12 protein-coding genes and 1 pseudogene are annotated in these 14,932 nt (G+C 61.0%); 7 read left to right on the top strand and 6 right to left on the bottom strand.

Annotation, left to right across the window (positions count from 1 at the left end):
• The first annotated feature begins 1,215 nt into the window (after positions 1-1,215).
• Both ACP97_RS19570 and ACP97_RS01445 read left to right on the top strand, forming a co-directional pair.
• Positions 1,216-1,431 carry a hypothetical protein gene (locus ACP97_RS19570; RefSeq protein ID WP_154019886.1) on the top strand — a complete coding sequence of 72 codons (216 nt, stop codon included), beginning with the start codon at positions 1,216-1,218 and terminating at the stop codon, positions 1,429-1,431.
• A 459-nt stretch (positions 1,432-1,890) separates the two neighbouring features.
• Positions 1,891-2,271: a hypothetical protein gene (locus tag ACP97_RS01445; protein ID WP_049996068.1), complete on the top strand. Its 381-nt coding sequence runs from the start codon at positions 1,891-1,893 to the stop codon at positions 2,269-2,271.
• A gap of 133 nt (positions 2,272-2,404) precedes the next feature.
• Here ACP97_RS01445 and ACP97_RS01440 read toward each other — a convergent pair whose 3' ends face one another.
• Positions 2,405-2,758, bottom strand: a complete 354-nt coding sequence (locus ACP97_RS01440; RefSeq protein WP_154019885.1) for a hypothetical protein — start codon at positions 2,756-2,758, stop codon at positions 2,405-2,407.
• A 524-nt stretch (positions 2,759-3,282) separates the two neighbouring features.
• Here ACP97_RS01440 and ACP97_RS01430 point away from each other — a divergent pair.
• The 3 genes and pseudogenes from ACP97_RS01430 to ACP97_RS01420 form a co-directional block, all read left to right on the top strand.
• Positions 3,283-4,407: pseudogene (locus ACP97_RS01430) on the top strand (type II/IV secretion system ATPase subunit); the annotation flags it as partial.
• Positions 4,404-6,410: a type II secretion system F family protein gene (locus ACP97_RS01425; protein ID WP_049996065.1), complete on the top strand. Its 2,007-nt coding sequence runs from the start codon at positions 4,404-4,406 to the stop codon at positions 6,408-6,410. The pseudogene ACP97_RS01430 and the gene ACP97_RS01425, both read left to right, overlap by 4 nt.
• A gap of 4 nt (positions 6,411-6,414) precedes the next feature.
• Complete coding sequence (locus tag ACP97_RS01420) at positions 6,415-8,067, top strand: hypothetical protein (RefSeq protein WP_154019884.1); 1,653 nt, start codon at positions 6,415-6,417, stop codon at positions 8,065-8,067.
• A 26-nt stretch (positions 8,068-8,093) separates the two neighbouring features.
• Here the strand turns inward: ACP97_RS01420 and ACP97_RS01415 are convergent, their stop codons facing one another.
• From ACP97_RS01415 to ACP97_RS01405, 3 genes are read right to left on the bottom strand one after another with little or no spacing between them, the layout of a single operon-like run.
• The gene (locus ACP97_RS01415; RefSeq protein WP_049996063.1) at positions 8,094-8,393 is read right to left on the bottom strand and encodes a hypothetical protein; all 300 of its coding nucleotides are present in this window, start codon (positions 8,391-8,393) and stop codon (positions 8,094-8,096) included.
• Between the two features lie 58 nt (positions 8,394-8,451).
• Positions 8,452-8,889, bottom strand: coding sequence for an adenylyltransferase/cytidyltransferase family protein (locus ACP97_RS01410; RefSeq protein ID WP_049996062.1), 438 nt, complete (start codon positions 8,887-8,889; stop codon positions 8,452-8,454).
• Positions 8,886-9,368 carry a Mov34/MPN/PAD-1 family protein gene (locus ACP97_RS01405; RefSeq protein ID WP_049996061.1) on the bottom strand — a complete coding sequence of 161 codons (483 nt, stop codon included), beginning with the start codon at positions 9,366-9,368 and terminating at the stop codon, positions 8,886-8,888. The genes ACP97_RS01410 and ACP97_RS01405 overlap by 4 nt, the downstream gene beginning before the upstream one ends.
• A gap of 95 nt (positions 9,369-9,463) precedes the next feature.
• On the opposite strand from ACP97_RS01405, the gene ACP97_RS01400 reads away from it, so the two are divergent.
• Positions 9,464-11,383 (top strand): DHH family phosphoesterase, encoded by a 1,920-nt coding sequence (locus ACP97_RS01400; RefSeq protein ID WP_049996060.1) that lies wholly within the window; start codon positions 9,464-9,466, stop codon positions 11,381-11,383.
• Positions 11,384-11,549: 166 nt separating this feature from the next.
• A complete protein-coding gene (locus ACP97_RS19565) occupies positions 11,550-11,696 on the top strand; it encodes a hypothetical protein (protein WP_154019883.1) in 147 nt (48 codons plus the stop codon).
• 69 nt (positions 11,697-11,765) lie between these two features.
• Here ACP97_RS19565 and ACP97_RS01395 read toward each other — a convergent pair whose 3' ends face one another.
• On the bottom strand, positions 11,766-13,400 hold the full coding sequence (locus ACP97_RS01395; protein WP_049996059.1) for a phospholipase D-like domain-containing protein: 1,635 nt from the start codon (positions 13,398-13,400) through the stop codon (positions 11,766-11,768).
• Positions 13,401-13,454: 54 nt separating this feature from the next.
• Positions 13,455-14,708 carry a HEAT repeat domain-containing protein gene (locus ACP97_RS01390; protein ID WP_202593533.1) on the bottom strand — a complete coding sequence of 418 codons (1,254 nt, stop codon included), beginning with the start codon at positions 14,706-14,708 and terminating at the stop codon, positions 13,455-13,457.
• Between the last annotated feature and the right edge of the window lie 224 nt (positions 14,709-14,932).

The following is a 14,932-nucleotide window of genomic DNA, read 5'->3' as shown; positions in this document are numbered from 1 at the left end:
TAGGTCCGAGAGGATCGTTCGATGTCCGGATAAATACAGTCAAGTACGACCAGAAAAGAATAGATGCGGTCGGATAGGTGCCGAGTCCCGCCGACCTACTCACATTGCCGAGAAGGCACCTGATTGGCCCGTGAGCACGTTTCGTTCTCTCGGTAGGGGTATCCATCCTGTGAGACACAGCGGGCGCTGACGGACATTAGTAAACCGTGACCCGGATGGGTACGGCAGTGGTCAGAAAGTCGAGAGTATGGGTGTACTCTCTTCACTAAAGGTGAAGGGTTCAGGCTATAAAAGCCTTTCGGTACTTGCAAGTGCCTGCCCTTTAAGTATATATGGGGACTTCGCGCGACAGGTTTATATCTATGCAGATTATTCACGTACGTTACTCATAAGTTATTAGTGGTAAGTATTTGGCAAATAAATGGGGAGTAAGTATGATCATAAGTTACGAGAATAATATGGAAAACCACCGCGTTACGTACCAAGGCCTCCGTTCGCCGAAAGACTTAAGTATCTGGCCAACTAAAGTTGGGTGTCGTCAAAAGCGGGGGAGGACCAATAGGCAAGGTCAACAGCAATAGTTAAGCTGTACTCCCTCAGTAGTATGTCGGCGTTATTCTAACGAACCATCAGGTTCTCCAGAAAGTATTCTCCTACCGCACAGGAGGGACCCCAGAGGGGGTCCGGTCTAAGGGGAGAAGAAATCATGGAGGACAAACTACTCACCGACAAGAGTGGGACAGGTCCGGAAGAAAAAGCGCCGAACTATTGCTGTAGGAGTAGATCCATCCGCAAAAGGTCGGACGGTGTCCGGCAGAACAGTACGGTTCTGGCCGGAACGGAACACCGTTCACCCGAATACATCGGGGCGTCTTTTTCGGACAGACTAATTACATTCAGGGAGCACGTTAACAGTTCTCATCCGACCGGCACGGACTGGTCCGGTGGCAATAATATCATTCGCCCCGAGGTAATTCATCGTCGGCCAGAACTATCTTCATTCGGATAGAACTATTTTTGTTCTGTAGTATCAACTATATGGTGCTACTAATGACCACCGAAAAGTTTATACGCATAGAGTGCATACGGATAACTGTACCAGCCTTCAGACCGGCCTTAATTGGTCCTCCACAATGCGGTACTGGTACACTTCCCCCGCTTCGGACGAACATGCCTATTCGTCCACACGTTTTCTATTCCGGCCGAACGTCGCTAATGCAACAGTACATAGCCTGTCCGGGCGCAACAGTATTCGTGGCGGACGGACACTTCCATCGGTCTCTTAGTTGCAGCTGTGGTGCCTTCGAGACCGAGACCGTCGAACGGGTCGCACTAACCACCAGTCCGGCCGAACCTTGCCCCGATTGTGTGCTGACCGAGATCCCTTCCGACGACGGTCCCAGTCTCGCCGAGCGCCTTTCGACCGAGTAGCCACGTCCCCCCATGACGTTCTCTCCCCCTCAAACCGTAACCCGGTTGGGACGGCGGTGGTCGAGACCGGAAGCCGGTCGGGTGACATAGATAGGTCTATCCGGATATTGAAATGTCGAACGGATAAGTAACCGTTCGACCCTATGGTATGAGTTGACCGCAAGGAAGGTAGCTGTCGCGTTTGACAGTATCAATACTATTACTTCCAAACATTTAAGTCTTTCGGTTACTTGACAAGTTCTGCGGTCCTCTCCCGTGGCGGTCCCATCCATGGCGGTTGCGGTTGCGTCCGTGAGTTTTCGAGTAGGATTAACTTTGATATAATTACGGTTCTATGTTGGTTGAACGCGAACGACGGTTTTAAGGACCCGTAGCTCATAGGGTATAATAGACACTGAGGGGCGCAGTCCTTCGGAAAAGGACCGTGCTGATACACGGCCCTTCGGTGTCCGCCAGACCATGACGGACGACAAAATCAACACGCGGACAGCGAAAAAAGGTATCGCTCTTGAGACCACTCTGTGCGCAAACGGGGTCATCAACTGTTGGTCCCCACTCGGCAGCGGTGACGCGCACTCGGTCCACGTCTCGACGGACGGGACCATCGACAAGTGCACGTGCAAAGGATGGACGCACCACGGCCACTGTTACCACACGGATGCTATTCGGGCGGACGGTGCGCTCCGTTCGGCAGCACGGGCCACCGCTACGGCAGCACGGAACCCGGTCGCCACGGACGGGGGTCAAGTCGAGACCGACGACGAGACCGACGACGAGAACGATATAGACGAACGTCGGTTCCTCCCACCGGAGGATCCCCGCCATGTCCCGGAACCCTAAATGAAGTGCGAACACTGCGGTGAGTCGTTCGACCCCGACAACGTGCCGACGACCCCACTCAATGCGGGCAACCTATACAGGTGCCCGAACTGTTCTCGGTGGACCGACGGGCGCACTCGATAGGTCGCCCGGACTATTCGTTTTCTTCCTCTAATAGCTCATCCAGTCTGTTCTGTATTCTGTCCTTTTGAACTGAAACAAGCTCCCCATCTACGTACAGCCGTGAATTTTCGGCCCCTTTGAGTTGGTCGTACAGCCAAGCACCGAGGATTCCTTTCGATACGTCGCTACCGACGTTCAGGACAAATTCGAGTACTTCCGGAGTGTCAACTCCCTTATACATCATGGTACCTTTGTACTCGATTTCACAATCATTAGATATTTGATTAGTCATTCCCGTAGATAGCCGGTTCCCATCTGGTTCAATGAAATCCCGGACAGATAATTCTCGTCGGTTACATTCGACAGCAATGTCAATTTGATTCATAGTGTGAGTCTATCAACTGTACGGAGGTTAAGTATTTCACGGCTGTCCTGTTTTCATATCTTTGACCGTACCTCAATCCTCCTATTCCCCGATTTGTGGGGTATCACGGTCCCGGCCGTGATAGTGTTTTTCGGATCGAACCCGGTTACGTCGGGCGGTTCCGGTCAATGGATGGGCCGGTAGTTGGGATACGCCCATCCGTGTCAAATGTAGTTTCAAATTACTTAGTTGTGGTGGCCGGTCTCGCTGAGTGTACGGCAGGTAAATTTAAGTGTTATATGTCCGTTGACACACCTATGCCATTCGAGGGTACAGACAGTGGCGACGAGTATGAGTTATGGGCGTGCCAGAACTGTGGCGCTGTTCGTACGCTTGAGAACCCATTAGAGGCCCAAAACCTCGATACCATTGGGTGCGTAGTGTGCGATCAACCCAAACTGGAGAAGATCGTTTTACAACCTATCGAAAATAAATAGTATTACCCCTCTCTGTTTTCTGTACTTCTACTGTAACAGCAAGTTTGTATCCGGCAGTTCAAGGACGTCCCATTCACGCCAATCGACCTCATCAACTGGCACACGTTCTCGCTAGAGGAGATGGCGTACATCTGGCTCTGCATCGAGAACAACAAGTCGATGCTCTTTGCGGGCGGTACGGCGTCGGGCAAGACGACGAGTCTGAACGCCGTCTCGCTGTTCATCCCGAGCAAGGCGAAGATCGTCTCGATCGAGGACACCAGAGAACTCGAAATCCCCCAGCGCAACTGGGTCGCCTCGACTACCCGCCCCTCGTTCACGGGCGACGATGCCGGCGATATCGACGAGTTCAAGCTCTTGGAAGCGGCGCTGCGCCAGCGCCCCGAGTACATCGTGATGGGCGAGATCCGCGGGGAGGAAGGACGGACGCTGTTTCAGGTGATGAGCACGGGCCACACCTCGCTCACGACCTTTCACGCCGACAACGTGGGCGAGGTCATCAAGCGCTTCACGACCGACCCCATCAACGTCTCGAAGACGCTGTTTACCGCGCTCGACCTCGTGAGCGTCCAGACCGCAACCCGGGTTCGGGGCCGGAAGGTCCGCCGGAACAAGGCGCTTACCGAGATCAACTACTACGACGCCGAGCACGACGAGATCAACGTTCAGGACGTCTATCAGTGGCAGGCCGAGACCGACGATTTCCTCAAACTGGGGACGTCGAGCACGCTCGAAGACATCAAGTTCGACCGTGGCTGGAGCCAGGAGCGACTGTCGTCGGAGCTGTTCCGGCGCAAGGTCGTGCTCGCCTACCTCGTCGACCACGGTCTCAACACGTACACGCAGGCCGCCGCCACACTGCAGGGGTTCATCAACGACCCCGACGCGATTTTGACGCTCATCGCCAACGACCGACTGGAGGAAAGCCTCGACGACCTCCGGGGGATGGAGAGCGTTCTCATCGACACCGACCCCGAGAAGGAGGCGATGGTGCCCCGGCCGGACCCGAGCGAGGAGTTGCGCGAGCACACCGCGTCGATCCTCGCGGAGGCCGAAGACCGCCTGTTCGACGAGTACGACGAGCGGGCAGCGCCGGGGCTGGCCGCCGCCGTTGCCGACGGCGGACGAGCCGAAACCGACTCCGATATGACTGACGAGGGTGGTGCGGAGTGAGCTACGGGGCCGATGGATTCGGGAACCGGTCGCGGACGCTCGGCGACCGGTTCTACCCGCTCTATCGATTGCTGTTCGACGAGGACGGCGATTTCGTCGACGACATGGAGCGCAAACTGGCCGCGGCGCGCATGCCCGACACGGTGGAGATGTATCTCTCGCGGGCGCTCGCAGTCGGCGTCGTCGCCGGCGCGGTGCTGTGGGTGGTCGCCACGCTGTCGGGCTATGCGCTCGTCGAACTGTTCGTGACTGGCACGCCGAAACTCACCGACATCCGGCTGCTTCGCGGTCCCCTGTTGGAGGTCTTCGAGGTGGTGAAGATACCGCTGCTCGTCTTGCTCTCGGGGCTGGTCTGTGGATTGGTCGGGTTCGTCGCTGGGTTCGGCGCGCTCGTCGCCGTCCCCTACTTCCGGGCGAGTTCGCGCAAGCGCGAGATCAATATGTTACTAGCCGATTCGGTCTCGTTCATGTACGCGCTGTCGATTGGCGGGTTGAACCAACTCGAAATTTTCGAGGCGATGGCGCGCGCCGACGACACGTACGGTGCGGTGGCAAAGGAGTTCGAGAGCATCCACCTCGAAACCGAATACTTCGACACCGATTATCGAACGGCCATCAGAAAGCAAGCGCTCAGAACGCCGAGCGAGGAGCTGAGCCAGTTTCTGACGGACATGCTCTCGATCATCGATTCGGGTGGGGACATGACTGACTTTCTGAGCGACAAGAAGGACAAACACCTCCGAACCACCAAACAGGAGCAGTCGTTGGTGCTCGAAACGCTCGAACTCTTCGGTGAGATGTACATTACGCTCTCGGTGTTCCCGCTTCTGCTCATCATCATTCTCGTCGTGATGAGCATGATCGGCGGCTCACAGACTGCGCTCCTCTACATGACCGTCTACGGACTGATCCCGCTCATCGGCATTGGCTTCACAGTATTAGTCTCGACGGTCAAACAGGACGAGGTCGGCGACGGCTATCTCCGTCCCGAGGGAGGCGACGACCGGGAAACGATGACGGGGATCGAACGCATTGCCGATCTCGGACTCGTCGAGCGCTACGTCGGTACACATAGGATCTTCGACCGCATCGAAAGCCGTGAGGGGACCTATCGGACGGCGGAGCTACTCACGAAGCCCCACTACTTCTTCCGCGATTATCCGCTCGCGGTGCTCGCGCTCACGATCCCAGCGTCGGTCGTGCTGGTCGCCTTCGGCGTCGTTTCGGGGAATGCGCCGATTTCGATGGAGGGATTCATCCGAAACTCCGTGGGCGGAACCTTCCTCTGGGTGTACGTCCCGCTGTACGTGAACTGCTTGCCGGTGGCCATATTTTACGAGTGGAACGTCCGCACGCGCCGGCACATCACGGGCAAACTCTCGGAGAACCTTCGCAAACTGTCGAGTGCGAACAGCACGGGATTGACCCTCCTGGAGTCGCTGAAACTCGTCGCCGACACCTCCTCGGGCCGACTCGCCGAGGAGTTTCGGGTGATGTACGCGAAAGTCAACTACGGGACGAATCTGACGACGGCGCTGGTCGAGTTCAACAACAAATATCACATCCCGCGGCTCGCGCGCACGGTGAACGTCGTCGGCAAGGCCCAGGAAGCGTCGAGTCAGATAACGGAGGTGCTCTCGACGGCGGCGCGCGCCAGCGAGAACCAGGACGACATCGAGCGCGAGCAGCGCTCGCAGGCCCGGATGCAGGTCGTCATCATCGTGATGACGTTCTTCACGCTGCTAGCGGTGATGGCCATCCTGAAGGTAAACTTCCTCGATACGATGGCGGGTCTCGACACGGGCGGTACGGGCGGGCAGGCCGGACTCGGGGCGAGCATCGACGTCGAACTGATGGGCATGCTCTTTTTCCACGCGGTGACGATTCAGGGAGTTATGTCGGGATTCATCGCGGGCTACATCCGCAGCGGCAACCTGCTCACGGGCGCGAAGTTCGCCGTCGTGTTGCCGACGTTCGCGCTCATCGTTTTCGGGGTGGTATGATAAGATGAATTCACTCAAACAGCAACTGAAGCGATTGATGGACGACGAGCGCGCGGTTTCGCCAGTCGTGGGGTTCGTGTTGATTTTCGCGCTGATAATGATCGTTTTCACGCTGTATCAGTCGAGCGTCGTCCCCGCACAGAACGAGGAAGTCGAGTTCAAGCACTCCCAAACTGTCGAGGGCGAGATGAGTCGGTTGAACGATGCGATTCAGCAGGCCGGAACGAGCGGCGTTCCTCAATCGGCAACCGTCACTACCGGCGTGCAGTATCCCGACCGGGCACTCGCGATCAACCCGGGCAGTCCGGCCGGGTCACTCAGTACTGGCGACCCGCAGACGGTGACAGTATCGGGACTGAGCGACGGCAGTGGGTACTGGAGCACGAACCCGACGTTCGAGACCCGAATCATTGGCTACCAACCAAGCTATAATTTGCTCCAACAGCGGACGGAGTACACGCTCGAAAACGGGATGCTCATCAAGGACTTCGAGAACGACAACCCACCAACGCTCGGGTCCGAAGGCGGGCTGCTTTCCGACGACGGAAAGCGTATCAATCTTCTTCTCGTTGCGGGTGAGTATCAGAAAAGCGGCGTCACGACGAGCCTGACCGCACGACCTGTGAGCACGTCGACCGAGTACGTGCGCGTTGGGTCGGACGGCGGCGAAATCAGCGTTCCGACGACACTCCCCCGAGACACGTGGACGGAGATTTTGGGGGACGGTTTCGGAGCCGGGACGCCGAACGTCAAGCTCAACGGATACAGCGGTGGCGACCCCGGGAGCGTAAAAATCGGATTGAAGAGCGGAGAGAGCTACGCACTCCGTGCCGCTGAGGTCACTCTCGGAAGTTCGGACGAGCCCGAGTTGAAGTATCTCAAAAGCGAGGATTCGACGACCGAGCCGACCGTCGACGTCGGTACACCGGAGACGCTGACCGTGAGCGCTCACGACGAATTCGGTACCTTCGCTGCCGGGGAGACGGTCGAGGCCAAAATCGTCAGCGGGTCTGGGACGTTTGCCGGGTCGGGAAGCGATACCGCCACCGCATCGACGGACGACGGTGGACGTGCAACGTTCAACTATGCCCCCGGTCCCGCGGATGCCGGCAGTACGGTCGAAATCGAACTCACGCTCGTCGGGGGCGATACGGGAACAGCCACCTTACCCGACGGAACCAGTAAGCAGCTGAACACCGTCACTTACGAGTTTGACGTTCCCGCTGATAGCGATACCGACCCGGACGACATCGGTAGCGACATCGACAACGGCTTTGCACTCACAGCCTCAACCGTCACCGTCGAGAACGCTAGGACGGTCGGCAACAATGCAGTCGAGTTCGTCTTCGAGAACAGCGGGAGTGTCGATATGAAGGCGACACGAGTACAGTTCAACGGCTACGTTGGCAAGTTCCCGAACGGGAAGTTTGCCACGGAAGGCAGGTTCGCGGGCACTGATGTCGACCTGAATGGAAAGGCCGAAACGCTCAGCAGTCCCTTCAGCGTTTCGGCAGGGAGCACGACATCGGTCACGCTGAGCAACCTCAACGAGAAAACCGACAACGGACTGTTGATCATCAGTGTGCAATACGAGTATACGGACGGTGGAGAGACGAAAACCGATACTGCAACGTACTCGGTCACGGTATCGAAATAGACCGGTGACACGGGTCGGTCACTCGGCTATTCGGACACGTATCGCCAGAGCGCCGTACCCGGCCCGGGCGGCGAGACGCCCGGCAGCTCGCTCAACAGCGGCGCGACGAGCGCCTCGTACCACTCACTCGGACCGAGTCCGCCGTCGCGCTGTGGATAGACGTTGCCCACGAGTCCGAGCCGCGAGACCGTCCGGTGGGTGAGGAGGTACTTGTAGGCCGCGAGAACGGCGTCGTCACGGGCGGGCGTCCGGTCGAGCGGGCAGTCGTGATACGAGAGCGCCTCGACGACCGCTCGCGTGTCCGTCGGCTGGCTGGTGCTCGACATACTCTCACCGATCGTGCGCTACACAAAAAGCGTCAGTCAGACGCTCGTCGGACGCGAATCAGCACCGCTGCTCGCAGATGCGGTCGATGATCGTCCCCGTCGAGAGCACCTCGCCGTCGAAGTCCGGTTCGCGGCCCGAGGCGCGTTTCACCGCACAGTCGATGCCGCGTTCGGCGAGCGCGCTCTCGATGCCCGCCTCGTCGTGGTGTTGGTCGTGGCCGAGCACGATGACGTCGGGGTCGATGCGCTCGATGGGCACGAAGATGTCCTCTTTGTCGCCAAGCAGCGCGCTGTCGACGGGGTCGAGCGCGGCGACCATGTCCCGGCGCTGGCGGTCGGGAAGCACCGGTCGTTCTTTGTGGGTGACGTTCTCGCGGCGGGCGATGATCACGTGGAGGACGTCGCCCATCGCCGCCGCCTCGCGGAGGTAGTGGAGATGACCTGGGTGAAGGATGTCGAAGGTGCCCTGTGCGATGACGGTGCTTGAATCGTTCATCGGAGTTCCTCGTCGATGTCGGCCTGTGTGAAATCGAAGAATTCCTCGGCGTCGGGCAGCGAGACGTCGAGCACCGGGAGGTCGCGCTCCTCGCCTTCGCGGTCGAACGCGCGCCAGTCGTCGGGACCGTAGGGTGCGCCGAGAATGATGTGTGCCTCACCTTTGCCGAAGGTCGCGCGATCGGTGGCACTCGGCCTGAGAACGCCGTTCGGGTGGGAGTGAATCGATCCGGCGGCGCGCATATCGTTGGGCACGAGACTCGTCTTCACCGTGGCACTGACGGGATTCGATTCGGTTCCGGGGATGACGAGCACGTCGGTAATCACAGTACCCGATTCGTCGAGTCCGAGTTCGCCGGCCGGTTGACCTCGCAGGAGACCCATGTACTCGTTCGGGTGGGTCTCGGCGGCCGCCGAGCGAGCGAACTCCAGAGTGTCGGCGGCGATGCCGAGCAACTCACGCGACCGGAACAGCCCCATAGGACGGGACTCGCCCGGCGTCCATCTAAGCGTTCCGAAGCCGACACACGTGTTTGCCAAGCGTTAAAGTCGGTCGCGGCAAACGACTGCCAAGAATGTCCACTCCATCTCATTCCGAACCAGTCGGCGACGCTTCCGTTCACGACCTCGCCCCCGATTGCACCGTCGAGGACGTCGAAGAGGGCGCGTACTATCGCGCGACGGTCAACGGCGTCGTCGAGTACGGGATCTTCGTCGATCTCTCCGAATCGGTCTCGGGCCTCGTCCACGAGTCGAATCTCGACGGAACCTACGCCGTCGGCGACGAGCTGACCGTGCGACTCGTCGAAATCAGGATGAACGGCGATCTCGGCTTCGAGTCGGTTTCCGTCGAGGACCCCGAGACGACCCATGTCGAACACGACCCCGAGACGACCCATGTCGAACACGACCCCGAGATCACGGCCGCCGACGAACTCGGGAGCCAGGAGGGAGAGACGGTCACCGTCGAGGGCGAACTCGTGCAGATCAAACAGACCGGCGGCCCCACCGTGTTCACGGTGCGCGACGCCGGCGGCATCGTCCCGTGTGCGGCGTTCGAATCGGCCGGCGTCCGCGCCTATCCGGACTTCGACCTCGGCGACATGGTCAGAGTCACGGGGACGGTTGAGCGGCGCGAGGGAGCGCTCCAGATCGAGGTCGACGCGCTCGACGCGCTCGACGACACGGCGGAACTCCGCGAGCGCCTCGACAGCGCGCTCGAACGGCAGGCAGAACCGCACGACGTCGAACCGCTCATCGACTGGCCGGCCCTCGACAAACTTCACGAGGACCTCGAAGCCGTGGCGACGCGCCTGCGCCGTGCCGTGTTGGAGAATCGACCGATTCGCATCCGCCACCACGCCGACGGCGACGGGATGTGTGCATCCATCCCCGTGACGCTCGCGCTCTCGCGCTTCGTCGCCGAGGTTCACGGCGATCCGTCGGCGGCACGCCACCTGCTCAAGCGCCTGCCGAGCAAGGCCCCCTACTACGAGATGGAGGACGTCACGCGGGACCTCAACTTCGCGCTCGGCGACCGCGACCGCCACGGCCAGCGACTCCCGCTCGTGGCGATGCTCGACAACGGCTCTACCGAGGAGGACGTGCCGGCCTACGAGGCGCTGGCTCAGTACGATATCCCCATCGTGGCCGTCGATCACCACCATCCCGACCCCGACGCGGTCGACGGGCTGCTCACAGAACACGTCAACCCCTACCTCCACGACGAGGACTACCGGGTGACGACCGGAATGTTGTGTGTGGAACTCGCCCGAATGATCCACCCCGAAATCACCGACGAACTCACTCACGTCCCGGCGGTCGCGGGTCTCACCGACCGCTCGGAAGCCGACGCGATGACCGACTACCTCGCCCTCGCCCGCGAAGCGGGCTACGACGAGAGCGATCTCCAGGCGATCGGCGACGCGCTCGATTACTCGGCGCACTGGCTACGCTACAGCGCCGGCGAGTCGCTGCTCACGGACGTACTCGGCGTCGACGGCGCTGACGACGCCCGTCACACCGAACTCGTCGAATTCCTCTCCGAACGAGCCGAACGCGACACCGAAAAACAACTCGACGCCGTGATGCCTCACGTCGAGAGTGCGAGCCTCGCAAACGGCGCGGACCTCTACCGGATCGACGTCGAGCGCCACGCCCATCGCTTTACCTACCCTGCACCGGGCAAGACGACGGGCGCGATTCACGACCGCAAGGTGGCCGAGAGCGACAGTCCCGTCATCACCGTCGGCTACGGGCCCGATTTCGCCGTGCTCCGCTCCGACGGCGTGCGCCTCGACATCCCGCGGATGGTCGAGGAACTCGAAGCCGAGACCGACGGCGGCGTCAGCGGCGGCGGCCACCTCGTGGTCGGCTCGATCAAGTTCGTCAAGGGCATGCGCGAGACGGTCCTCGACGCGCTCGAAGCGAAGATGGGCGACGCCGAAATCGACGAGGAACTCGGCAGCGCAAGCGTGGCTGGCTTCGAGGACTGACTCGGCAAACTCACTGAACCGACGTCAGCACGGTTCGTCCGTCGGTGCGACAGTCATATACTCATTCGTCCGCTACGTTCGACCGTCCATACCGCCATGCAAGCACCCATCCACACCTCCGAAACGCACCGAGAGCCGACCGCTACCCCGAACGGGTGGTATTGAGATGCCGTGGGGTGTCCACACCGAGTTCACCGACGAGGAGGGTCCCGAGGTCGACATCGACGAAGAACAGGAGAGCGTCGATCGGAACGAGGAGGGTTCCGAGACCACGGAAGACTTCGACATCGACGACGCGATCTCGAACCTGTAGAACATCGCAACTCGCCGAAATTCGTCATCCCGAAACGGAGTGCCGAAGACTGATTGTAGTCTCGAAACGTCACTCGAACTCGATACGGCGCGCGACGACAGCCGCGAGCACCGTCACACCCACGACCGCCGCGATCACCCCGACGGGTAGCGGCGTTTCGATACCGGTGTCGAGACCGCGCTCGCTCTCCTCGTCCGTCCAGTCGGCGTCGAACACTCGGCTGTAGTAGGTCCCTGCTTCCTCGCCGTCGAGCACGAGGGCTATTTCACGGTTCTCGCGGGCGGAATTATTGTTCCAGTTCATGCTCCCCACGACCACCTCCTCGCCGTCGATGATGACACCCTTGGCGTGGATCTTCTCGAAGCGCGATCCCGACGCGGCGACTTTGGCTTCGAGCGAGAGGTTCTCATCACTGCTCTTTTCGTTCAGCCACTCGGCGAGTTCGCCATTGTCTTCCTCCGAATACCACGCACCGCCGAGCAGGATACGCACCTCGACGCCGCGTTCTGCCGCACGAACCGCTGCTCGGAGAAACGGCTGCCGTTGGCTCCCGATGGACGCCTGCACGACGTCGATCGAATCGTCGGCACCGTCGAGGCGCTCGACGAGCGCGCCCTCCGCGTTGTCGGGCGCGGCGAGCAACTGTGCACTCTCGATGCTCACGTTCTGCGACTCGAAGGTCGTCGGATAGCTCTCGTTCGCCACTTCGTCCTCCTCGAACGTGCGGTTCGCGCGGAACGTACTCCACGAGGCGGTGTCGCGCCAGTCGGCGTCCGCACGGAAGATTTCGGCGAGCCTGTCGGCAACTTCACCCTCGACGACCGCACCCCAGCCACGGCTCGACTTCCCGCCGATTCCCGATGGCTTCCAGTTCTCGGTCATGACGAGCGCGCGGTCGTCGACGACCGCGTACTTCGGATGATGAAAATCGTATCGTGCCCAGTCGCCGCCGATGACCTCAACTGGGATACCGGCCCGCGCGAGGTCGTCGAGCAGTTCACCCTGTCGATCGCTGATGCCACCCACGGGTGCGTCGTCGACCAGCACTCGCACCTCGACGCCGCGCTCGGCGGCTCGTTGCAGCGCACGCGCAGCGCGCTCGGAGGCAAAGGAATAGCCCGAAAGCAGGATGCGCTCTTGTGCTGAGTCGAGTACGTCGATGGGCATTCCGGGCGCATCGGGCAGCACGAACGCCCGCGCGCTCGTCGCGTCCGACCGCACCGCCCGAAAGTCGGTCGCCCCGCGGTGTTGCCACGCCCAGCCGTTGGCGGTCCGATTCCATACCTCGGCATCCGGTGCGTCCTCGTAGACCGTCTCGTCGACGACCTCCCCGCCGTCGGCGAGGACGAGTTCTTCACCGCCGTTGGCGAGGCTCACCGACCCGTTCAGTACCTGTGCTGGCCCGGAGAGGTTGGTGGCGTTCGGGTCGTCCGTCAGCACCACCTGCCCCTCGACGGTCGTGTTCGGAAGCGTGATCGTCGTCTCGCCGTCGCCGAGCGTCCAGCCCGTGAGATTCGTCTCTCGGGGAACGTCGAGCAGAACGTATTCGCCCGCATCGTCGTCGGCGAGTGGGTTCGGATAGACCGCCTCGATGTGCGGTCCGTCCGGTTGTGCTTCGACCGATTCGTCGTCCGCCGCCATCGCCGCCCCGCTCAGCGACGCGACGACGAGAACGACCACGAACGCGACGGCACGAACGGACACGCACGGCGATGGTTCCGTTCGAGTATATAAACTCTCGTCTTCGACGAGCGCGTTTCAGACGGTCGTCTCGGCGGCGTCGCCGTCCTCGGCCATCGCGCGGTCGGCCTTCTCGGCCTCGCTCTGGACGAGGAACGAGCGGTCGTTTGCGTGCTCGCGGGCGGCGTCGAGCGCTTTCTCCGTTCCGATCTGGTTGAGTGCCCACGCGGCGCTCGCGCGCACCGAGTTCGAGTCGTCGTCGGAGAGCACATCGGAGAGCGGCGAGATGGCGCGTGTGTCACCGATGAGACCGAGTGCGCGCGCCGCGTTCGAGCGGACGGTCTCGTTCTCGGCTACCAGCCGGTCGGCGATCGGTTGGGTCGAGTCCGTCGAGCCGATCTCGCCGATGGCCTTGATGGTGACTTTCTGGAGCGCGGGGTCGCTCTCGCCCTCGATGTACTCGTGGAGGGTGTCGAGCGCGCGGTCGTCGCCGATCTTTCCGAGCACCTCGATCGGCGGTTTGTTGCGCTTCTGGGCGCGCTCTTCCATCACGTCGTAGGCTTCTGGCGCGCCCATCCGTTTGAGTGACTCGATGCAGTGTTCCTCCATGAAATCCGAGCCGAACATGTCGAGCCCGCGCAGGATGGGTTCGGGATCGCCCCGCTTCTCGTAGATCTTGATGGCGTTCCACTCCGGCGGGAAGTCCTTGCGGGTCTCGGGCGTGAGCACGTCGTAGAAACCCTCGACGGTGAGTTTCTCCCGTACGGTGAGATCGTCCCATTCCTCGGCGTCGTCGAGACCCGCGGTGAGTTCGTCGGCCGCCTCGACCAGCGCCGCGACGGTCTCGGCGTCGTCGTCCGGGTCGAGGTCCCGATTTTCGATGGTCTCGTTTACCTCGCCGAGCGCCGCCGCGAGATGCTCCGGCTCGTCGTTGGCGGCCGTGAACTCCTCGTCGAGCGTCTCGCCGGCGCTGTCGAGGAACGAATCCACCACGTCAGCAATCTCACGCTCACCCTGTTCGGTCCAGCGCGTCTCGGTGAGCGTCGACTGTGCGCCCTCGATTGCCTCGACGGCGTCCTCGGCGTACGGACCGCGCTGGTCCTCGATTGCCTCGCGCAGTTCCGTCACTCTGGATTCGAGTTCCTCGCCCGGATCCTCGGCGTCCTCCTCGTCCTCGTCGGGTTCGGGGAGGTCGGCCGCCTCGATGTCCTCCTCGACGCCGTCGAGATCGTTCTCCACCACATCGAGGTCGGCTTCGGTGTCGGCTTCCTCGATACCCGTTTCGACCTCGTCGAGGCGCTCGTCGAGCGCTTCGGGCGTTCGCGCCTCCAGTTCGCCCTCCTCGGTGTCGTCGCTTTCGGTGTCTTCGGCTTCCTCGTCACCATTGCCACCCTCGTTGTCGGTCGATTCGTCGTCTTCGTCGGTCGTCTCGCTATCCTCGGCCTCCTCTTTGGTCTCGTCCGCGGCTTCGTCGTCGGATTCCGTATCTTCGTCCTGCTCGGTTTCGTCCCCTTCCGGCGGTTCGATGTCGGCGTCGTCGCCGGATGTGGCTTCCT

Origin of the sequence: Halococcus sediminicola, assembly GCF_000755245.1 — an archaeon.
Classification (GTDB): Archaea; Halobacteriota; Halobacteria; order Halobacteriales; family Halococcaceae; genus Halococcus; species Halococcus sediminicola.
The sequence above is the reverse complement of the archived record's forward strand: the minus strand, read 5'-3'. Positions and strand labels throughout refer to the sequence as shown.

Excerpts from the sequence above, each read along its gene's own strand:
- ACP97_RS01410 (WP_049996062.1), bottom strand. The coding sequence starts at position 8,889 with ATGAACGATTCAAGCACCGTCATCGCACAGGGCACCTTCGACATCCTT.
- ACP97_RS19570 (WP_154019886.1), top strand. The coding sequence starts at position 1,216 with ATGCAACAGTACATAGCCTGTCCGGGCGCAACAGTATTCGTGGCGGAC.
- ACP97_RS01400 (WP_049996060.1), top strand. The coding sequence starts at position 9,464 with ATGTCCACTCCATCTCATTCCGAACCAGTCGGCGACGCTTCCGTTCAC.
- ACP97_RS01445 (WP_049996068.1), top strand. The coding sequence starts at position 1,891 with ATGACGGACGACAAAATCAACACGCGGACAGCGAAAAAAGGTATCGCT.
- ACP97_RS01415 (WP_049996063.1), bottom strand. The coding sequence starts at position 8,393 with ATGTCGAGCACCAGCCAGCCGACGGACACGCGAGCGGTCGTCGAGGCG.
- ACP97_RS01405 (WP_049996061.1), bottom strand. The coding sequence starts at position 9,368 with ATGGGGCTGTTCCGGTCGCGTGAGTTGCTCGGCATCGCCGCCGACACT.
- ACP97_RS01420 (WP_154019884.1), top strand. The coding sequence starts at position 6,415 with ATGAATTCACTCAAACAGCAACTGAAGCGATTGATGGACGACGAGCGC.
- ACP97_RS19565 (WP_154019883.1), top strand. The coding sequence starts at position 11,550 with ATGCCGTGGGGTGTCCACACCGAGTTCACCGACGAGGAGGGTCCCGAG.
- ACP97_RS01440 (WP_154019885.1), bottom strand. The coding sequence starts at position 2,758 with ATGAATCAAATTGACATTGCTGTCGAATGTAACCGACGAGAATTATCT.